Source organism: Pseudomonas sp. QLc11A, from assembly GCF_052112305.1.
GTDB classification, from domain to species: Bacteria; Pseudomonadota; Gammaproteobacteria; order Pseudomonadales; family Pseudomonadaceae; genus Aquipseudomonas; species Aquipseudomonas laurylsulfatiphila.
Map to the genome: position 1 here is coordinate 1 of NZ_JAVAJJ010000014.1, position 18,507 is coordinate 18,507.

20 protein-coding genes are annotated in these 18,507 nt (G+C 60.0%); 13 read left to right on the forward strand and 7 right to left on the reverse strand.

All coding sequences use genetic code 11. The annotated features are described in order from the left end of the window. The 5 genes from Q8X48_RS19610 to pilG all read right to left on the reverse strand — a co-directional run. Nucleotides 1-1,833, reverse strand: a 1,833-nt coding sequence (locus Q8X48_RS19610) for an Hpt domain-containing protein (protein WP_407802777.1), incomplete at its 3' end; no start/stop codon positions are given. A gap of 37 nt (nucleotides 1,834-1,870) precedes the next feature. Further along, complete coding sequence (locus Q8X48_RS19615; RefSeq protein ID WP_102673457.1) at nucleotides 1,871-3,931, reverse strand: methyl-accepting chemotaxis protein; 2,061 nt, start codon at nucleotides 3,929-3,931, stop codon at nucleotides 1,871-1,873. Nucleotides 3,932-4,083: 152 nt separating this feature from the next. Then, nucleotides 4,084-4,623, reverse strand: a complete 540-nt coding sequence (locus Q8X48_RS19620; RefSeq protein ID WP_407800006.1) for a chemotaxis protein CheW — start codon at nucleotides 4,621-4,623, stop codon at nucleotides 4,084-4,086. Nucleotides 4,624-4,633: 10 nt separating this feature from the next. Next, entirely contained in the window at nucleotides 4,634-4,999 is a 366-nt protein-coding gene (gene pilH / locus Q8X48_RS19625) for a twitching motility response regulator PilH (protein ID WP_007975417.1), read from the reverse strand. Between the two features lie 57 nt (nucleotides 5,000-5,056). Further along, the gene (gene pilG, locus Q8X48_RS19630) at nucleotides 5,057-5,461 is read right to left on the reverse strand and encodes a twitching motility response regulator PilG (protein ID WP_015097198.1); all 405 of its coding nucleotides are present in this window, start codon (nucleotides 5,459-5,461) and stop codon (nucleotides 5,057-5,059) included. A gap of 347 nt (nucleotides 5,462-5,808) precedes the next feature. Between pilG and gshB the strand changes: the two genes are divergently transcribed. From gshB to Q8X48_RS19675, 9 genes are all read left to right on the forward strand, one after another. Next, nucleotides 5,809-6,762 carry a glutathione synthase gene (gshB, locus tag Q8X48_RS19635; protein ID WP_407800007.1) on the forward strand — a complete coding sequence of 318 codons (954 nt, stop codon included), beginning with the start codon at nucleotides 5,809-5,811 and terminating at the stop codon, nucleotides 6,760-6,762. Nucleotides 6,763-6,826: 64 nt separating this feature from the next. After that, nucleotides 6,827-7,726: an energy transducer TonB gene (locus tag Q8X48_RS19640; protein WP_407800008.1), complete on the forward strand. Its 900-nt coding sequence runs from the start codon at nucleotides 6,827-6,829 to the stop codon at nucleotides 7,724-7,726. Nucleotides 7,727-7,908: 182 nt separating this feature from the next. After that, nucleotides 7,909-8,481 carry a YqgE/AlgH family protein gene (locus Q8X48_RS19645; RefSeq protein WP_015097200.1) on the forward strand — a complete coding sequence of 191 codons (573 nt, stop codon included), beginning with the start codon at nucleotides 7,909-7,911 and terminating at the stop codon, nucleotides 8,479-8,481. Next, a complete protein-coding gene (gene ruvX / locus Q8X48_RS19650; protein WP_007975412.1) occupies nucleotides 8,481-8,918 on the forward strand; it encodes a Holliday junction resolvase RuvX in 438 nt (145 codons plus the stop codon). The genes Q8X48_RS19645 and ruvX overlap by 1 nt, the downstream gene beginning before the upstream one ends. A 79-nt stretch (nucleotides 8,919-8,997) precedes the next feature. Continuing rightward, a complete protein-coding gene (pyrR, locus tag Q8X48_RS19655) occupies nucleotides 8,998-9,501 on the forward strand; it encodes a bifunctional pyr operon transcriptional regulator/uracil phosphoribosyltransferase PyrR (protein ID WP_015097201.1) in 504 nt (167 codons plus the stop codon). Between the two features lie 27 nt (nucleotides 9,502-9,528). Then, the gene (locus Q8X48_RS19660) at nucleotides 9,529-10,548 is read left to right on the forward strand and encodes an aspartate carbamoyltransferase catalytic subunit (RefSeq protein WP_104450136.1); all 1,020 of its coding nucleotides are present in this window, start codon (nucleotides 9,529-9,531) and stop codon (nucleotides 10,546-10,548) included. Further along, entirely contained in the window at nucleotides 10,545-11,816 is a 1,272-nt protein-coding gene (locus tag Q8X48_RS19665; RefSeq protein WP_102699956.1) for a dihydroorotase, read from the forward strand. The genes Q8X48_RS19660 and Q8X48_RS19665 overlap by 4 nt, the downstream gene beginning before the upstream one ends. 447 nt (nucleotides 11,817-12,263) lie before the next feature. Beyond that, on the forward strand, nucleotides 12,264-13,253 hold the full coding sequence (locus Q8X48_RS19670; RefSeq protein WP_407800009.1) for a lipid II-degrading bacteriocin: 990 nt from the start codon (nucleotides 12,264-12,266) through the stop codon (nucleotides 13,251-13,253). A 50-nt stretch (nucleotides 13,254-13,303) separates the two neighbouring features. Then, complete coding sequence (locus tag Q8X48_RS19675) at nucleotides 13,304-13,702, forward strand: hypothetical protein (RefSeq protein ID WP_407800010.1); 399 nt, start codon at nucleotides 13,304-13,306, stop codon at nucleotides 13,700-13,702. 96 nt (nucleotides 13,703-13,798) lie between these two features. Here Q8X48_RS19675 and Q8X48_RS19680 read toward each other — a convergent pair whose 3' ends face one another. Then, nucleotides 13,799-14,218, reverse strand: a complete 420-nt coding sequence (locus Q8X48_RS19680) for an NINE protein (protein ID WP_102699957.1) — start codon at nucleotides 14,216-14,218, stop codon at nucleotides 13,799-13,801. 251 nt (nucleotides 14,219-14,469) lie between these two features. Here Q8X48_RS19680 and Q8X48_RS19685 point away from each other — a divergent pair, with 251 nt between their 5' ends. Continuing rightward, nucleotides 14,470-15,090, forward strand: coding sequence for a C40 family peptidase (locus Q8X48_RS19685; protein WP_095964204.1), 621 nt, complete (start codon nucleotides 14,470-14,472; stop codon nucleotides 15,088-15,090). Nucleotides 15,091-15,270: 180 nt separating this feature from the next. Here the strand turns inward: Q8X48_RS19685 and Q8X48_RS19690 are convergent, their stop codons facing one another. After that, entirely contained in the window at nucleotides 15,271-16,305 is a 1,035-nt protein-coding gene (locus Q8X48_RS19690; RefSeq protein WP_407800011.1) for a type IV pilus twitching motility protein PilT, read from the reverse strand. Between the two features lie 56 nt (nucleotides 16,306-16,361). Here Q8X48_RS19690 and Q8X48_RS19695 point away from each other — a divergent pair, with 56 nt between their 5' ends. Genes Q8X48_RS19695 through Q8X48_RS19705 form a run of 3 tightly spaced genes read left to right on the forward strand, consistent with a single transcriptional unit; the run spans nucleotide 16,362 to nucleotide 18,503 of the window. Continuing rightward, a complete protein-coding gene (locus Q8X48_RS19695; RefSeq protein ID WP_015097206.1) occupies nucleotides 16,362-17,048 on the forward strand; it encodes a YggS family pyridoxal phosphate-dependent enzyme in 687 nt (228 codons plus the stop codon). Between the two features lie 35 nt (nucleotides 17,049-17,083). Then, nucleotides 17,084-17,902 (forward strand): pyrroline-5-carboxylate reductase, encoded by an 819-nt coding sequence (proC, locus tag Q8X48_RS19700; RefSeq protein ID WP_007975403.1) that lies wholly within the window; start codon nucleotides 17,084-17,086, stop codon nucleotides 17,900-17,902. Nucleotides 17,903-17,912: 10 nt separating this feature from the next. Further along, the gene (locus Q8X48_RS19705) at nucleotides 17,913-18,503 is read left to right on the forward strand and encodes a YggT family protein (protein WP_095964207.1); all 591 of its coding nucleotides are present in this window, start codon (nucleotides 17,913-17,915) and stop codon (nucleotides 18,501-18,503) included. The last annotated feature ends 4 nt before the right edge of the window (nucleotides 18,504-18,507 follow it).

Consider the following 18,507-nt stretch of genomic DNA (forward strand, 5'->3'; position numbering starts at 1 on the left):
GTCCAGGGCGGGCGGGTTCAGGCTCGAAACCGGGCTGGCGAGCACATCGGCCAAGGTCTGGACGATCTGCGGGTCATCCAGCTCCTGCATCATCTGCATGACCTGCGCTTCGCTCGGGTTGAGCACATCATCCAGCACGGGCACATGCTGCTCACTGGGGAAAAACCCGAGGCTCGCCAGGCTTTTTTCCGCGACATCGAGCAGGTTTTCGCCCTGGGCCTGCGGGTCATCGCCGAGGCGCTCGAGGTAATACTCGATGCTGGTGATCACGTCGGCCAGGCTGTCCAGTTCCTGCCAGCCCGGCTGACCCGGCTCGAGCAACAGGTGCTCGCGAATGAAGTGATTGCAGGTGTCGACCAGGCTCGCCGCCCGGCTCAACGGTATCATCGCCAGCGCGCCGCGTACCTGGGTCAGCAAGGCCGGCAGCGCCTGCAAATGCTGGCGGTCCCAATCGGCGTCGATGTAGTCGACGATCATGTCCTTGGCCTGCTGCAAACAGATGCGGGCCTCCTTGATCACGATCTGATGGATCTGTGTCAGGTCGGTGGTCGGCAGGCGATTGTCATCCTGGCTCTCCGGTTCCACGGTGCCGACCATGCCGGCCAGCGTCGCTTCGACGTACAACAGGGCCCCGGCAACGTCCATGAGGATTGCATCGTTGGGTTCGCGCTGGCCCTGGGCGAGGCTGAGCACCACCGCCAATTGATCGATGATCACCTTGCGCGGCTGGCCGAAGCCCAGGACCGCCAGGGTATCGGCGATTTGCCGCAGCGGCGCCAGCAGGCTGTCGAGGTCAGCGGTGTGCTGGCGGTCACTGCGCACGAACAGATCCAGGCGCTCCTTGACCCGCACCAGCTCTTCGCACAGCGCTGCCAGCACCGAGCGCATGGCGTCACGGTCGGGGCCGGCCAGCCGCGCGCGTTCTTCATCGACCATCGCGCTGTCGGGCAGCGCATCGTCCAGTGAGTAGCGTTCTTTCATGGTCAGCATCTGCCCGGTGGGATGTTCGGCCTTGGCTATGTAGAACAGCAAACTCTTGAGCAGCTCCGGTGGCGCCGGTTGATTGATGCCGCGCATGCCTTCTTCGAGCAGGCGCTTGAGTTCCTTGTCGGCGTCCTTGAACAGGCTGCGCAAGGCCGGGCTGTTGGCGATCGCACCGCCCTGCATGCCTTCGACCAGCGCCGAGGCCACCTGCCATAACGGGTTCAGGGGTGCATTGGCGCACAGTGCTTCGAGGCGGGCGAAGACCTTGGCCAGGTAATCGAGGTTGGTTTCGTTATCCTGCTCACGCAGGAACCCGACCAACGCCATCTGCAGCATCTGCCGCAGCTTGCGCAGGACATTGGGCAATTCGGCCGGCTCAAGCTGCGCCAGCGTTTCTGCGTCCAGCGCAGGCAACTCGGGCAATTGCGGGCTGAACAGGCTGGTTTCCGACAGCAGGCTTTCGCCACGGGCGCTGCGCAGGTCGTTGATCAGTGGCAACACCACCAGTGGCAAGTCGCGGCGCGCACCTTGCACCCGGTCCAGGTAGATCGGCAACTGCCCGAGGGCCTGCATCAACAGGTGCAACGCCTCGTCGCGATGGCTGACACGGTTGCCCTGCAAGGCCATGGCCAGTTGTTCCATCTCTTCGGCGAGCAATGCCGCACCGTAGAATTCGACCATCTGCAAACTGCCGTGGACCTGATGGATGCACGCAAGGCATTCATCCAGCGCATGCGTCGCCTGCGGGTCATCGAGCAGGTTTTCAATCGCGTGATGAGCCTGTTTCAGCGTTTCGGCAATCTCGCCCTTGACCCACTCGAGGGCCACATAGTCGTGCCGATCACCCATAACCACTCCAATCACAATTCAGATACCCATGGGCGGTTCAAGCTTTGTCCACAACCTGCGCCTTGGCATCCGGCAAGGTGAAACCGGACACCGAACGACGCAACTGACTGGCCATTTTAGCCAGGTTGCCGATGCTGTCGGCCGTGGCGGTGGAACCCGACGACGTCTGCGAGGTGATCTGCTGGATCACGTTCATCGTCAGGGAAATCTGGCCGGCCGACGACGTCTGCTGCTGCGCGGCATTGGAGATGCTCTGGATCAGCGCCGCAAGCGTCTTCGACACACCCTCGATTTCTTCCAGGGCCACACCGGCATCCTGCGCCAGTCGGGCGCCGCGCACCACTTCGGTCGTCGTCTGCTCCATGGAGATAACGGCCTCGTTGGTGTCGGTCTGGATCGCCCGCACCAGGGTCTCGATCTGCCGGGTGGCGGCGGAGGAGCGCTCGGCCAGCCGCTGCACCTCATCGGCCACCACGGCGAAACCGCGACCGGCGTCGCCGGCCATGGACGCCTGGATGGCTGCGTTGAGGGCGAGGATATTGGTCTGGTCGGCAATGTCATCGATCAGGCTGACAATGTCGCCGATTTCCTGGGACGACTCGCCAAGGCGCTTGATACGCTTGGCCGTGTCCTGAATCTGCTCGCGAATGTTGTCCATGCCGTGGATGGTGTTGTGCACCACCTCGTTGCCCTTGTTGGCAATTTCCACCGAGCGTTCGGCAACCGCCGAAGATTCAGCGGCATTGGCCGACACCTGGTCGATGGACTCGGCCATGTCATTGATCGCCATCGAGGCCTCGGAAATCTGCTGGGCCTGATGTTCCGATGCCTGGGCCAGGTGCATGGCGGTGGCCTGGGTTTCCTGCACGGCGGCGGCGACCTGGCCGGCGGTGAGGTTGATGGTGGCGACCAGATCGCGCAACTGGTCGACGGAATAATTGATCGAGTCGGCGATGGTGCCGGTAAAGTCTTCCGTCACCGAGGCCGTCACCGTGAGGTCGCCGTCGGCCAGGTCTTCGATCTCGTCGAGCAAACGCATGATCGCGTTCTGGTTACGCTCGTTTTTCTCGGCGGTTTCGCGCAGCTGGCGATTGGTTTCGCGCACCATCACCAGGCCGATCAGGATGATCGAAGTCAGCGCCAGCAAGCCCAGCACATAACCGCCTATGGTGTCGGTGGTGCGCCCGCCGACCATGTTTTCAAAACCGCTGGCCAGGTGTGAGGCTTCGTCGAGCAGGGTTTGCGAGAGACTGAAAATGTTCGAGGCCGATTCGCGGACCTTGAACAGCTCAGGCGAGGTTTCGAGGATCTCGTCTACCGAGCCCGAGACGAACTCGAACAGCTCGGCAATTTCCGCCAGTCGCGCACGGGCGTCGCGGTCTTCGACCTGGCTGACCTTGAGCGCCGGGTCGCCCTGGAGCATGCCGTTGAGCACCTTGCCGAACTGCGTCGCGTCACGCCCGAACGCATCGGCGGCCTGCTGTGAGTTTTCGTCGCCGGCCAATACCGTATTGACCGCACCGAGGATCCGCTCGGCCAGCAGCGATTGGCGCTGGGCCATGGCCACCTGGGCCGCCGGGGCGCCCCGTTGCAGGAGGATCTCGACGACTTTTTCGTACTCGACCTGCAACTGCGGCACGGTTTCAGCCAGCGTCGCGGCGACCTGATGCAGGGACAGTACGGTTTGCTCGCTGGAGAGAATCGCGTCGGTGTTCTTCAGCAGGCGTTCCCAGTCCTGTTGCACCGCGCGCATCTCTGGACGCACGGTGGCCGGGGCCGGTGGCAGGCTGGTGGCCGGGTCGCCCTTCTTCAGATAGCCCCAGCGCCGGGCAAAATCGTTACGCGCATCGCTGAGCAACTTGAACGCGGCAGCCTTGCCGGCGGCCGCTTCGGTGGCGTTCTTGGCGATACGCTGGGACAACACGCGCAGTTCGCCGGCGTGGCCGATGTACTGTTTGTCGTAGGTCGCCTGGGTGTTGAGGTACGCGAAGTTGGCGAACAGCAGCATGATGAAGACGATCAGCGCGATGAACAGCACGATGATCTGCGACCGGCTGCGCGACCCTTCCATTGGCTTGCCTGCTTTTGTTTTTGTCATCGGTCCTCGCCTGTTAACCCACTTTTGCGCTTGCCAGGAAACCTGTGGGAGTGAGCTTGCTCGCGATTGCGTTGTGTCAGTCGACATCAATGTTGGCTGCAAGTCCGTCATCGCGAGCAAGCTCGCTCCCACAAGGTTCCCTGGTTTTCCGGTTAAATCGCGACGTTCATGAACCCCTGAGACCGCGTCAACGCAAACGGGCTGAACACCTGCCAGCACTGCCCGCGCTGAAACCGGCCTTTGACGAATGCCGCCACCGGCCCCTTCAACTCGTCTGCCGGCACTGGCTCCAGGCTGTCCCGGGCAAAGTGCTGGAGGCCGAAGACTTCATCGACCAGCAACCCGGCAAACACCTCATCGTGGTCCACCACCAACACCCGGCGCTGGCGGCGCACCGCCGAAAGTTCGTGCCCGAAGAAACCGCTCAGATCCATGACCGGCAGCAATCGCCCGCGCAGGTTGGCGACACCCTTGACCCAGGATTTGACCCCCGGCAGCTGAGTCAGTCGCGGCTCATGCAAGACTTCGCTGACCTCACTCATGGGGGCGACGTACCAGTGCTCGCCCAGGCGAAAACCGATACCGCTCCAGCTGTCCCGACGGGTCGGCTGGGACGGCAAGTCCGCCGCCAGCAAACGACAGCGCTGGTCGATCTGCAGCAGCAGTTCGAAAGCCGTCAGCGACTCGTTCATGGCCTGACGATCAACCGGCCAGCACGTTGTTCAGGGTCTTGATCAGGGTCTCTTCATCGACCGGTTTGGTCAGGTAGTCCTTGGCGCCCTGGCGCGTGCCCCAGACCTTGTCGGTGTCCTGGTCCTTGGTGGTGATGATGATCACCGGGATGTGTCCGGTTTCCGGGTCCTTGGTCAACTGGCGTGTTGCCTGGAAACCATTGAGGCCGGGCATGACGATGTCCATCAGGACGGCGTCGGGCTTTTCCTGGCGGGCCAGGGCCACGCCGTCGGCGCCGTTTTCGGCTTTCAACACTTCATGACCATGCTTTTCCAGCATGCCGGTCAGTTTGTACATTTCGGTCGGCGAATCATCGACGATCAGAATACGTGCCATGGTCTTCCCCATTCTTGTCGACGCAGGGCCCGATGGCCGAGCGTCACTGTGCGTGTCCTACTGCGGCAAAACGGCGGCGAATCCAGGCACATGGGCCTGGATCGCATCCAGCAATTCTTCCTTGCTGAAAGGCTTGGTCAAAAACTGGTCGGAGCCGACGATGCGCCCCTTGGCCTTGTCGAACAGGCCATCCTTGGATGACAGCATAATCACCGGGGTGGACTTGAACGCACTGTTGTTCTTGATCAGGGCGCAGGTCTGATAGCCATCCAGGCGCGGCATCATGATGTCGACAAAGATGATGCCGGGGTGGTTGTCGGCAATCTTGGCCAGGGCATCGAAGCCGTCGATGGCCGTGATGACCTCACAACCCACGTTCTTGAGCAGCGTTTCGGCGGTGCGACGGATCGTCTTCGAATCGTCGATCACCATGACCTTCAAGGCGCTGGGGGGCTGTTCCATAAGATGCTCTGCGTCGCCTTTACGAATCAAATTGTCCGTTTGCGGGTAATTGGCGGCTCGAAACCCTTGATACTCAAGGGCCAGCACGACATGGCAGCCTTTTTAGCACAGTCTCCAGAACCAATCTATCGGCCGACCGGGGCGATGGTTTTTCCTTGACCGCAAACACACTCAGCGCCACTCTGACGCCACTTTTATACGGGTCATTTGTAGGAGCGAGCTTGCTCGCGATGATCGTCAACGATGACGCGCAAAGCCTGACACCCCGTGGGGTTCTCAGGTTTATCGCGAGCAAGCTCGCTCCTACAGAGATCAACATAGCCCCCCCCATTTTCGAGGAAAACCCAATGAGCGTTCGCGTCGGGATTGTCATGGACCCTATCGCCAGCATTTCCTATAAAAAGGATAGCTCGCTGGCCATGTTGCTGGCCGCGCAGAAGCGTGGCTGGGAGCTGTTCTACATGGAACAGCGCGACCTGTATCAGGGCGAAGGTGAGGCCCGGGCGCGGATGCGTCCGCTGCAGGTGTTCGCCAACCCGGAAAAATGGTTCGAACTGGGTGCCGAAAGCGACGCACTGCTGAGCGATCTGGACGTGATCCTGATGCGCAAGGATCCGCCGTTCGACATGGAGTTCGTCTATTCCACCTACTTGCTGGAACAGGCCGAACGCGCCGGTGTGCTGGTGGTCAACAAGCCGCAGAGCCTGCGCGACTGCAACGAAAAGCTGTTCGCCACGCTGTTCCCGCAGTGCACGCCGCCGACCGTGGTCAGTCGCCGCGCCGACGTGTTGCGTGAGTTCGCCGCCAAACACGGCGATGTGATCCTCAAGCCGCTGGACGGCATGGGCGGCACGTCGATCTTCCGTCACCGCGCGGGCGACCCTAACCTGTCGGTGATCCTCGAAACCCTCACGGGCCTCGGTGCCCAGCAGATCATGGGCCAGGCCTACCTGCCGGCCATCAAGGACGGCGACAAGCGCATCCTGATGATCGACGGTGAGCCTGTGGATTATTGCCTGGCCCGGATTCCGGCCCAGGGCGAAACCCGTGGCAACCTCGCCGCCGGCGGTCGTGGCGAAGCCCGTCCGCTGACCGAAAAGGATCGCTGGATCGCCGCACAAGTCGGCCCGACCCTGCGTGAAAAAGGCCTGTTGTTCGTTGGCCTGGACGTGATCGGCGAGCACCTGACCGAGATCAACGTCACCAGCCCGACTTGCATCCGCGAAATCGACAATGCCTTTGGCACCGATATCGGCGGCCTGCTGATGGATGCCATCGATCAGAAGCTCAAGGCACGTTGATTAGCCAAACCAACATTGCGTTATCATGCGCGGCCTGTGAAAACGCGATGTTGGTTTCCTTGTCATGACCCTCCCGTCCGATCTGCCTGCCGAACTCGCCCACCGTGGCGTGCGCCCGGCCGATCGCCTCGGTTTTACCCTGTTCCTGGCGGCGCTGATCCACCTGGCCTTGCTGCTGGGCGTCGGGTTTGCCGTGGTCGAGCCCAAGCAGATCAGCAAAACCCTGGAAATCACCCTCGCCACCTTCAAAAGCGAAAAGAAGCCTGAAAAGGCCGATTTCCTGGCGCAAGAGAACCAGCAAGGCAGCGGCACCCTGGATAAAAAGGCGATTCCCAAGACCACCGAGGTCGCGCCCTTCCAGGACAACAAGGTACAGAAAGTCACGCCACCGCCGGCCGCCAAGCCTGAAGCGCAAGAAGCCCCGCCGAAGGCTGCCGTGACCACCGTGGCGCCGAAGCCGAAAAAAGCCCCCGCCAAGACCGAGGAGCCCAAGACCGAGGTCAAACCCCAGGTCCAGGCGCCGACGTTCGACAGCGAGCAACTGTCCAGCGACATCGCCAGCCTCGAAGCGGAACTGGCCGCCGAACAACAACTGTACGCCAAGCGCCCGCGCATCCACCGCTTGAGCGCCGCCTCGACCATGCGCGACAAGGGCGCCTGGTACAAGGACGAATGGCGCAAGAAAGTCGAGCGCATCGGCAACCTCAATTACCCCGACGAAGCACGGCGCAAACAGATCTACGGCAATTTGCGCCTGATGGTGTCGATCAACCGTGACGGCTCGCTGTATGAGGTGCTGGTGCTGGAATCTTCAGGCCAGCCGCTGCTGGACCAGGCGGCGCAACGGATCGTCCGGCTGGCGGCGCCGTTCGCACCTTTTACCGGGGATCTGTCGGATGTTGACCGGCTGGAGATCATCCGGACCTGGAAGTTTGCCCGCGGCGATCGCCTCTCAAGCAACTGACCTGCACAAATCCCCCTGTAGGAGCGAGCTTGCTCGCGATGGTCGCCAACGATAACGCTGCAAGCCTGACACCCCGCAGTGTTCTCAGGTTCATCGCGAGCAAGCTCGCTCCTACAGAATTACGGCATTTCCTGCGCATCCCCGGCTTGTCAGTTCGCCCCTCGAACGCCACACTAGCGCACATGAAAAACGTCAGCCCCAGCTACCTCAAGCATCAATTCCTGATCGCCATGCCGCACATGGCCGACCCGAACTTTGCGCACACCTTGACCTACATCGTCGAGCACACGGCCAATGGTGCCATGGGGCTGGTGGTCAACCGTCCGCAAGAGCTGAACCTGGCCGATATCCTTGAGCAATTACGCCCGGAAATCGAACCGCCAGCGCTCTGCCAGCATGTGCCGATCTTCATCGGCGGCCCGGTGCAAACCGATCGCGGCTTCGTCCTTCACCCCAAGGGGCAGAGTTTCCAGGCGACCGTTGATCTGGAAGATGAGTTGTCCCTGTCGACGTCCCAGGACGTACTGTTCGCCATCGCTGACGGCGTCGGCCCGGCAAAAAGCCTGATCGCCCTAGGTTATGCTGGCTGGGAAGCCGGGCAACTGGAGGCCGAACTGGCGCAGAACGCCTGGCTGAACTGCCCGTTTGACGCCGACATCCTGTTCAACACCAGCAGCGAACTTCGCCTGGAAGCGGCCGCCAGACACCTGGGCGTCAACCTCAGCCTGCTGACCAGCCAGGCGGGGCACGCCTGATGGCCCTGAAGCTGATTCTGGGTTTTGACTATGGCACCAAACAGATCGGCGTTGCGGTCGGCCAGGTGATTACCGGCCAGGCTCGTGAGCTGTGCACCCTGAAAGCGCAGAACGGCATTCCTGACTGGAACCAGGTCGAAGCCCTCATCAAAGAGTGGAAACCCGATGCCGTTGTGGTCGGCCTGCCGCTGAACATGGACGGCACGCCCAGCGACATGTGCGCCCGCGCGGAAAAATTCGCCCGGCGCCTGAACGGCCGCTTCAACCTGCCCTTCTATACCCACGATGAACGCCTGACCACCTTCGAGGCCAAGGGCGAACGTCTGGCTCGTGGCGGTCAGAAAGGCAGTTACCGCGACAACCCGGTCGACGCCATCGCCGCCGCCCTGCTGCTGCAAGGCTGGCTCGACGAAAATGGCGCACTGTTCGAATCCTGAAGAGCCGCGATGCGTCTCTCTTAGCTACAACCCGAGCCGCCTCGCGTGAAACCCGGCTCGGGCCCAAGAAGGAGCAACCATGAGCCTGCCCAATCCCGCCGAACTGATCAGCCAGATGGCCACGCGCCTGAAGGCCCACCTGGAACACCGTGGCATCAGCGACCCGCGTTTCATCGGCATTCGTACCGGCGGCGTCTGGGTGGCCCAGGCCCTGCTCAAGGAGCTGGGCAGCAATGAGCCCCTCGGCACCCTCGACGTCTCCTTCTACCGCGACGACTTCAGCCAGAACGGCCTGCACCCGCAGGTTCGCCCTTCGGCGCTGCCGTTCGAGATCGAAGGCCAGCACCTGGTGCTGATCGACGATGTGCTGATGAGCGGCCGGACCATCCGCGCTGCCATGAACGAACTGTTCGACTACGGCCGCCCGGCCAGCGTGACGCTGGTGTGCCTGCTGGACCTGGACGCCGGCGAACTGCCGATCCGCCCGAACGTGGTGGGCGCGACCCTGTCGCTGGCCGCCCACGAACGGGTGAAACTGTCCGGTCCGGAGCTCGCGCTCGAACTGCAAGACCTCGCCCTTTAATTCGCCCTATTGAGAGTCCCCCTTGCGATGACGCCTCTAGACACCAAGCGCCCGCTGCAGCTCAATGATCAGGGCCAGCTGCGCCACTTCCTCTCGCTCGACGGTTTGCGCCGCGAGCTGTTGACGGAAATCCTCGACACCGCCGACTCCTTCCTCGAAGTCGGCGCCCGGGCCGTGAAAAAAGTCCCGTTGCTGCGCGGCAAGACCGTGTGCAACGTGTTCTTCGAGAACTCGACCCGTACCCGCACCACCTTCGAACTGGCGGCCCAGCGGCTCTCGGCGGACGTGATCACCCTCAACGTGTCCACGTCGTCGGCGAGCAAAGGCGAGACCCTGCTCGACACCCTGCGCAACCTGGAAGCCATGGCCGCCGACATGTTCGTCGTGCGCCACGGTGACTCCGGCGCCGCGCACTTCATCGCCGAGCATGTCTGCCCGCAAGTGGCGATCATCAACGGCGGTGACGGCCGGCACGCGCACCCGACCCAGGGCATGCTCGACATGCTGACCATTCGCCGACACAAGGGCGGGTTCGAAAACCTTTCGGTGGCCATCGTCGGCGACATCCTGCACTCGCGGGTGGCGCGTTCGAACATGCTGGCCCTGAAAACCCTCGGTTGCCCGGACATTCGCGTGATCGCACCGAAGACCCTGCTGCCGATCGGCATCGAGCAATACGGCGTGAAGGTCTACACCGACATGACCGAAGGCCTGAAAGACGTCGACGTGGTGATCATGTTGCGTCTACAGCGTGAACGCATGACCGGCGGCCTGCTGCCGAGCGAAGGCGAGTTCTACCGCCTGTTCGGCCTGACCACCGCGCGCCTGGCCGGCGCCAAACCCGATGCCATCGTGATGCACCCGGGGCCGATCAACCGCGGCGTGGAAATCGAGTCGGCAGTGGCCGACGGTCCGCACTCGGTGATCCTCAACCAGGTGACCTACGGGATCGCCATTCGTATGGCCGTACTGTCCATGGCCATGAGCGGGCAGACTGCGCAGCGTCAATTCGAGCAGGGCCAATTCGAACAGGAGAACGCACAGTGAAGCTCAGCATTCTCGGTGCCCGCGTGATCGATCCGGCCAGCGGCCTGGATCAAGTGACCGATATCCACATTGAAGCCTGCAAAGTCGTCGCCCTTGGCGCGGCGCCCGCCGGTTTTGTCGCCGTCGACACGATCGACGCCAAAGGCCTGGTGGCCGCTCCCGGCCTGGTCGACCTCAATGTTGCCCTGCGCGAGCCGGGTTACAGCCGCAAAGGCTCGATTGTCAGCGAAACCCGCGCGGCGGCGGCTGGCGGCGTGACCAGTCTGTGCTGCCCGCCGAAGACCAAACCGGTGCTGGACACCTCGGCGGTGGCCGAACTGATCCTCGACCGCGCCCGTGAGGCCGGCAACACCAAAGTCTTCCCGATTGGCGCCCTGAGCAAAGGCCTGGACGGTGAACAGCTGGCCGAGCTGGTTGCCTTGCGCGACGCCGGTTGCGTGGCCTTCGGCAACGGCCTGGAGAGCTTCCGCAACACCCGCACCCTGTGCCGGGCACTGGACTACGCGGCAACGTTCGACCTGACGGTGATTTTCAACTCCCAGGATCACGACCTGGCCGAAGGCGGCCTGGCTCACGAAGGCCCGACCGCCAGTTTCCTCGGCTTGCCGGGCATCCCGGAAAGCGCAGAAACCGTCGCCCTGGCCCGGGATCTGTTGTTGGTTGAACAGACCGGCGTGCGCGCGCACTTCAGCCAGCTCACCAGTGCCCGCGGCGTGGAACTGATCGCCCAGGCCCAAGCCCGGGGCCTGAAGGTGACCGCGGATGTCGCCCTGTACCAGTTGATCCTGACCGACGAAGCCCTGATCGACTTCAGCAGCCTGTATCACGTCCAGCCGCCGCTACGCACCCGCGCCGACCGCGATGGCCTGCGCGCAGCGGTGAAATCCGGCGTGATCTCGGCCATCTCCAGCCATCACCAACCCCATGAGCGTGACGCCAAGCTGGCACCGTTCGGCGCCACCGAGCCGGGCATCAGCAGCGTTGAACTACTGTTGCCACTGGCGATGACCCTGGTGGAAGACGGCTTGCTGGACCTGCCGACGCTGCTCAAGCGCCTGAGCGCCGGCCCTGCCGAGGCCTTGCGCCTGCCGGCAGGCAAACTGGCGGTGGGTGGTGCGGCGGACATCGTGCTGTTCGACCCGGCGGCCTCGACCGTCGCGGGCGAAACCTGGTTGTCGAAGGGCGAAAACTGCCCGTTCATTGGCCACAGCCTGCCGGGTGTAGTGCGTTACACCCTGGTGGATGGGCGGATCAGCCACCAGGCGTAAGACCGCGTCGCCTGCCTTCGCGAGCAAGCCCGCTCCCACATTAGTTCTGTAATGAACACAGCATTTGTGAACACCAAAGATCAAATGTGGGAGCGGGCTTGCTCGCGAAGGCTTACTGGAAGGCGCCTCTGTTCTGTCCGTTACCCAGCGAAACCTGATCATTCAACGTCCAGAAGTCATATCGCCCTCCTGCCCTGCCCTCCACTGCCTTTCCCCAAACAGCACAGCCGCATCAAGAACTTTTCTACAAACGATGGCGAATAAAACTACCCAACGAACAGAAATTTCTGACTTCTCATCATCTGTGCGAAAGAAACTTCGCAACATACAGAATTAGCCTACAAAGTTATTGAATGCAGATTCAACCCCCATCATTTAGCATAAAAACAGAACAAGGAAAAACCACTATCCCCCGAATACAATGACTGTACAAACAAGGAGCAATACATGAAAAATGGACTTAGCCTACCTCCTATCGTAACGAAAGGAACAACGGGAAACTCAGGCGGCTTTACAGTTAATCCCGGATTCAGCTGGGGAGTCTATGCGACGGCAGATTGGCAGGGAGCCGGTGAGGCCATCATCACCAACGACGGGCAAACTTACTCTTTACCACTGTGCGATGGCCCCGTCATTTCCTCAGCCGAAATGGATATGTTCCATACCTGGCTAGAAATGAAAAGCGGTATAAAAGCCTTTACCTATGAACTGCAAATGGTGGGTAGAGCAGTTAACAACGACGCCTTTGGCGCCATTCAAGACCTTTGGAAAATAACGGAGAGCGACAATTACCTACTAAATAACTCTTCGATCGTTACTCATGCCTACTTCAAAAACAAACTCGTAAATTTCAGTCTTGCCGACACCTTCGCTGCACAACAAAAACTAAGCACCCTGGACGCCCTGATCAAAGTAGCATCGACAAGTCTGTACAGTATCAAGTATGAAACACAAACAACCGAGCTATCAGGGGGAACATTTAGCCCTGTCAAAGCATTCTCTCACTACCTGTGGGGAAATGGAGAGAAGCTGCGAGTCAATATAAATAATATAGACCTCAACATAAAGGCGAGTGAAATTCCGCTGTTAGCCAACACCATAGCCAGCACGAGAGAATCCGGAAGGTACTATTTATCTGATCCAAAAATACCTTACGACACTAAATACGACAGCAAAATCACAGGATATTATCTAGGGCGAATAACATTGAAAATCGAAGGAGATTTTACAAGAGAAGAAAACGGCTCCTGGATTTTTGAAGGAACTGCAAAGGCCTATACTGACTTATACGACTTCAACGAAAGCAACAGATCAACACTACTCGAGATTTTAACCACAGCAGGCAGGGTATTCTCAGGAACGGATTATGAAATCGACATAACAGGAGAGTACAAAATAAGGCTAACTGGAACTGGCTTCCAGCCGAATCTGCACTAGATAAATCCGTTAGAGTTTTCAACTATCAACTGCACTCAAGAAGAGCCCACATGAAGACTCTCTACAAACACATGAACTACATCTACCCTTTACTTTTAGCGATCACTTCCAGCGTAGCAATATTTACCATAGAAAAAAATTTGAGCGCAGGCATTTACGACATAGATCGAGACTCAATCGGAATACCAATAGGCACAATCCTGATTGCGGGCTTAGTGTTATTCACATCTCACCTAATGCAAATATTTTTATACAGAAAAGCCCGCCACACCAATTCAACCTTGATAAAAATATCAGCATTAATAATTGCAATTGCATCGTTTGCGATTCTCGCCGACAGCATAAATTACTGGGCCACTCCAAATCACCTCATCATTTCCATCTTCTACAGCATCAGCACAATTGCGCTTGCAATACTTCAACTTCAATTGCTGAAAATATTTCAGTAACCATTCATAGACTGAAACTCAAACAGACGGATAGCTGGATCAGTCACCAGACTTGAAACCCTGCGGCGAGAGGGTTTGCCCCCCTCACCGCAGAAATCAACGACGCTGCGCGTTACGCACCGAAACCTGGTCATTCAACGTCCAGAAGTCATACAGCACCCCGAGAAAGAACAACCCGCCGGTGAGCAGGTACAGCAGCCCGCTGATCCATTTCCCCTGATACATCCGGTGCACACCGAACACTCCGAGGAACGTCAGCAGAATCCACGCCACGTTGTATTCGATGGGCCCTGCGGTAAACCGCAGGTCAGCCTCGCGATCCATCGCCGGGATCAGGAACAGGTCGATCAGCCAGCCTATGCCCAGCAAACCAAAGGTGAAGAACCAGATCGTCCCGGTGACCGGCTTGCCGTAATAGAAGCGGTGAGCGCCGGTAAATCCGAAAATCCACAGCAGATAACCGATCACTTTGCTGTGGGTGTCTTGCTGCGGATAAGTCTGTTGATAGGGGTTCATGAATGACCTCGATTCACGCGATAGATAAATATTCTTCATTTCTTTGTGACTTTTTTACGGGCACCCGACGTATGGCAAATGCTACCTTCACTCCCGTCAAAGCCTTGTAACACCGGACTTCTGTCCGACAATTGCGCCATTCTGCCGCTTTTTTGCCACCATTGTCCCCCAGGTTGAATCGACCAACGGCCTCGGAAGCGGCAAAAAAGCTGTTATAAAGTTGCGCGCTAACTTATTAAGAGCCTTGCCTAATGCGTTCATTTTTCAAGACATGGCTAACCATTTGCCTTTTGATGCCACTGGCCGCCCACGCCACCAATCGTGAGCAACGTCTTCCTAACGTTAATGGTTACACCCCAAAATCCCATGTCTCTGCTCCTTCGAGCAAAGACAAAAAAACCACTAAATATGCTCCAAGCCTGGCCAACAGCAAAAGCGGCCTGGTTCCACCGATGGGCACCAAGGAAAGCAGCGACGTGCTGAGCCGCGCCGTGAACGTCCTTGGCACCCCCTATCGTTGGGGCGGCAGCAGCCCAAGCAAAGGCTTCGATTGCAGCGGCCTGGTGAAATACGCGTTCAATGACGCCACGTTCGACCTGCCACGCACCTCCAACGCCATGGCCAGCGGTCATGGGGAGAAAGTCGATCGCAACGACCTGAAGCCGGGCGACCTGATCTTCTTCAACATCAAGAGCCGCCGGGTCAATCACGTCGCCATTTACCTGGGCAACGACCGCTTCATCCACGCGCCACGTCGCGGCAAGTCGGTGAGCATCGACACCCTGAAGAAACCGTACTGGGAAAACCACTACGTGGTTGCCAAGCGGGTTCTGCCGAAAGAACCGAATCAGATGCGGGTTGTTCAGCGCTGACTGGCTTCACCCCCATCTAAAGTCGGGTAATTGTGGCGAGGGGGCTTGCCCCCGTTGGGTCGCGCAGCGACCCCAAAAGCCAGCCTAATGGTTTTATCAGGTAGAACGCACTACCTGTTTTGCGCCTGCTGCGCAGCCGAACGGGGGCAAGCCCCCTCGCCACAGGTCCCGCGTAGCCTTTCAAAACCCATCCGGCGACCGCGCTTTCTCCAGCGCATGATCACGACTGATCAACCCCCTGTTCACCAGGTCCTTCAAGCTCATGTCCAGCGTCTGCATTCCCAACGCCCCTCCCGACTGAATCGCCGAGTACATCTGCGCCACCTTGTCTTCGCGGATCAGGTTGCGGATCGCCGACGTCCCCAGCATGATTTCGTGGGCCGCGATGCGTCCGCCGCCGACCTTCTTCACCAGCGTCTGGGACACCACCGCCAGCAGCGACTCGGAGAGCATCGAGCGCACCATTGACTTCTCGTCCCCCGGAAACACGTCCACCACCCGGTCAATGGTCTTGGCCGCCGACGTGGTGTGCAGCGTGCCGAACACCAGATGGCCGGTTTCGGCGGCGGTCAACGCCAGGCGTATGGTTTCCAGATCGCGCATCTCCCCCACCAGAATCACGTCCGGGTCCTCCCGCAACGCCGAGCGCAAGGCCGTGGCGAAGCTGCGGGTATCGCGGTGGACCTCACGCTGGTTGATCAGGCACTTGCGCGGCTCGTGGACAAACTCGATAGGGTCTTCAATGGTGAGGATGTGGTGATGGCGATGGTTATTGAGGTAGTCGATCATCGCCGCCAGCGTGGTGGATTTGCCGGAACCGGTCGGGCCGGTCACCAGCACCAGGCCGCGGGGAGCGTCGGTCATTTTGCGAAACACTTCTCCCATGCCCAGTTCGTCCATGCTCTGCACTTTCGCCGCAATGGTGCGAAATACCGCACCCGCGCCACGGCTCTGATTGAACGCATTGGCCCGAAAACGCGCCACACCGGGCACTTCAAAGGAAAAATCGATTTCCAGATGCTTCTCAAAGTCCGCCCGCTGAGTGTCATTCATGATGGCATCGATCAGCGCCTGCACCTGTTGGTGGTCCAGGGCCGGCAGGTTGATGCGCCGCACATCGCCGTCCACCCTAATCATCGGTGGCAGGCCAGCAGACAAATGCAGATCCGATGCCCCCTGTTTGGCGCTGAACGCCAGCAGCTCAGTGATATCCATAGCGCCTCTCAATTCCAGTAGAATGCCGCGAACCTTCAGACCGCTGGCGCCTCTTGATGTCCACCATAGCAGACAACATTCTCGAAGTTAGTTCGCGCATCCATGCCGCAACACTTGCCGCCAATCGCGCCGAAAACAGCGTCCATCTGCTGGCCGTGAGCAAGACCAAACCCGCACAGGACCTGCGTGAAGCCTACGCCGCCGGCCTGCGCGACTTTGGCGAGAATTACCTGCAGGAAGCGCTGGGCAAACAGCTTGAACTGGCCGACCTGCCCTTGATCTGGCACTTCATCGGCCCCATTCAATCGAACAAGACTCGTGCTATCGCCGAGCACTTCGACTGGGTGCATTCCGTGGATCGTCTGAAAATCGCACAACGCCTGTCCGAACAACGTCCTGCCGATTTGCCGCCCCTGAATATCTGCATTCAGGTCAACGTCAGCGGTGAAGCCAGCAAATCCGGCTGCACCCCGGCTGACCTGCCGGCCCTGGCCAGTGCCATCAGCGCCTTGCCGCGCCTGACGTTGCGCGGGCTGATGGCCATCCCTGAGCCGACTGAAGATCGCGCCGCCCAGGACGCCGCGTTTGCGGCCGTGCAAAGCCTGCAAGCCAGCCTGAATCTGCCACTCGACACACTTTCCATGGGCATGAGCCACGACCTTGAGTCGGCCATTGCCCAGGGCGCCACCTGGGTCCGTATCGGTACGGCCCTGTTTGGCGCCCGTGATTACGATCGGCCATAACCCATGACCGACTCTCTTCTTTATAAGGACCTGACATGAGCAAGACGCGTATTGCCTTTATCGGTGCCGGCAACATGGCCGCCAGCCTGATCGGCGGCCTGCGGGCCAAGGGTCTGGAAGCCGCGCAGATTCGCGCCAGCGATCCGGGCGAAGAAACCCGCGCCCGCGTGAGCGCTGAACACGGCATCGAAACCTTCGCCGACAACGCCCAGGCCATCGAAGGCGCCGACGTCGTCGTCCTTGCGGTCAAGCCGCAGGCGATGAAAGCCGTGTGCGAAGCGATTCGCCCAAGCCTCAAGCCCCATCAACTGGTGGTGTCGATTGCCGCAGGCATCACCTGCGCCAGCATGAACAACTGGCTTGGCGCCCAGCCGATCGTGCGCTGCATGCCCAACACCCCGGCGCTACTGCGTCAGGGCGTGAGCGGCTTGTTCGCAACAGCCCAAGTGACCGCCGAACAGCGCCAGCAAGCCCAGGAGCTGCTGTCCGCGGTCGGCATCGCCTTATGGCTCAATGAAGAGCAGCAACTGGACGCCGTCACCGCCGTTTCCGGCTCGGGCCCGGCGTATTTCTTCCTGCTGATCGAGGCCATGACCGCCGCCGGCGTGAAACTTGGCCTGCCGGCGGACATCGCCGCGCAACTGACCTTGCAAACCGCACTGGGCGCCGCGCACATGGCGGTCTCCAGTGACGTCGACGCGGCCGAGCTGCGCCGCCGTGTCACCTCCCCTGCGGGCACCACTGAAGCTGCAATCAAGTCGTTCCAGGCCAATGGCTTTGAAGCCCTGGTCGAAAAAGCACTCGGCGCTGCCGCGCATCGCTCGGCCGAGATGGCCGAACAACTGGGTCAATAAGGAGCTTTTCATGATTGGATTGAACACCGCAGCGGTCTACGTGCTGCAAACCCTCGGCAGCCTGTACCTGCTGATCGTGCTGATGCGCTTCGTACTGCAACTGGTGCGGGCGAACTTCTACAACCCGATCTGCCAGTTCATCGTCAAGGCCACCCAGCCGCTGCTCAAGCCGCTGCGCCGGATCATCCCGAGCGTGTTCGGCCTGGACATGTCCTCGCTGGTGCTGGCGATCCTGGTGCAACTGGCACTGATGGCCCTGACCCTGTTGCTGACCTACGGCACCACCGGCAATCCGCTGCAACTGCTGATCTGGTCGCTCATCGGTGTGACCGCGCTATTCCTGAACATCTTCTTCTTTGCCCTGATCATCAGCGTGATCCTGTCCTGGGTCGCACCGGGCAGCCATAACCCGGGCGCCGAACTGGTGAACGACATCTGCGAGCCGGCCCTGGCGCCGTTCCGCAAGTTCCTGCCGAACCTGGGCGGGCTTGATCTGTCGCCGATCTTTGCGTTCCTGGCGATCAAACTGGTCGACATGCTGGTGATCAACAACCTCGCAGCCTTGACCATGATGCCGGAAATCCTCCGCGTGTTGATCTGACCCG

What these genes read in the sequence shown, in the direction of transcription:
- Q8X48_RS19645 (WP_015097200.1), top strand. Translation starts at nt 7,909, where the DNA reads ATGAAAAACGTCAGCCCCAGCTACCTCAAGCATCAATTCCTGATCGCC.
- proC (WP_007975403.1), top strand. Translation starts at nt 17,084, where the DNA reads ATGAGCAAGACGCGTATTGCCTTTATCGGTGCCGGCAACATGGCCGCC.
- pyrR (WP_015097201.1), top strand. Translation starts at nt 8,998, where the DNA reads ATGAGCCTGCCCAATCCCGCCGAACTGATCAGCCAGATGGCCACGCGC.
- gshB (WP_407800007.1), top strand. Translation starts at nt 5,809, where the DNA reads ATGAGCGTTCGCGTCGGGATTGTCATGGACCCTATCGCCAGCATTTCC.
- Q8X48_RS19660 (WP_104450136.1), top strand. Translation starts at nt 9,529, where the DNA reads ATGACGCCTCTAGACACCAAGCGCCCGCTGCAGCTCAATGATCAGGGC.
- Q8X48_RS19680 (WP_102699957.1), bottom strand. Translation starts at nt 14,218, where the DNA reads ATGAACCCCTATCAACAGACTTATCCGCAGCAAGACACCCACAGCAAA.
- Q8X48_RS19675 (WP_407800010.1), top strand. Translation starts at nt 13,304, where the DNA reads ATGAAGACTCTCTACAAACACATGAACTACATCTACCCTTTACTTTTA.
- ruvX (WP_007975412.1), top strand. Translation starts at nt 8,481, where the DNA reads ATGGCCCTGAAGCTGATTCTGGGTTTTGACTATGGCACCAAACAGATC.
- Q8X48_RS19690 (WP_407800011.1), bottom strand. Translation starts at nt 16,305, where the DNA reads ATGGATATCACTGAGCTGCTGGCGTTCAGCGCCAAACAGGGGGCATCG.
- Q8X48_RS19705 (WP_095964207.1), top strand. Translation starts at nt 17,913, where the DNA reads ATGATTGGATTGAACACCGCAGCGGTCTACGTGCTGCAAACCCTCGGC.
- Q8X48_RS19685 (WP_095964204.1), top strand. Translation starts at nt 14,470, where the DNA reads ATGCGTTCATTTTTCAAGACATGGCTAACCATTTGCCTTTTGATGCCA.
- Q8X48_RS19640 (WP_407800008.1), top strand. Translation starts at nt 6,827, where the DNA reads ATGACCCTCCCGTCCGATCTGCCTGCCGAACTCGCCCACCGTGGCGTG.
- Q8X48_RS19615 (WP_102673457.1), bottom strand. Translation starts at nt 3,931, where the DNA reads ATGACAAAAACAAAAGCAGGCAAGCCAATGGAAGGGTCGCGCAGCCGG.
- Q8X48_RS19670 (WP_407800009.1), top strand. Translation starts at nt 12,264, where the DNA reads ATGAAAAATGGACTTAGCCTACCTCCTATCGTAACGAAAGGAACAACG.
- pilH (WP_007975417.1), bottom strand. Translation starts at nt 4,999, where the DNA reads ATGGCACGTATTCTGATCGTCGATGATTCGCCGACCGAAATGTACAAA.
- pilG (WP_015097198.1), bottom strand. Translation starts at nt 5,461, where the DNA reads ATGGAACAGCCCCCCAGCGCCTTGAAGGTCATGGTGATCGACGATTCG.
- Q8X48_RS19695 (WP_015097206.1), top strand. Translation starts at nt 16,362, where the DNA reads ATGTCCACCATAGCAGACAACATTCTCGAAGTTAGTTCGCGCATCCAT.
- Q8X48_RS19620 (WP_407800006.1), bottom strand. Translation starts at nt 4,623, where the DNA reads ATGAACGAGTCGCTGACGGCTTTCGAACTGCTGCTGCAGATCGACCAG.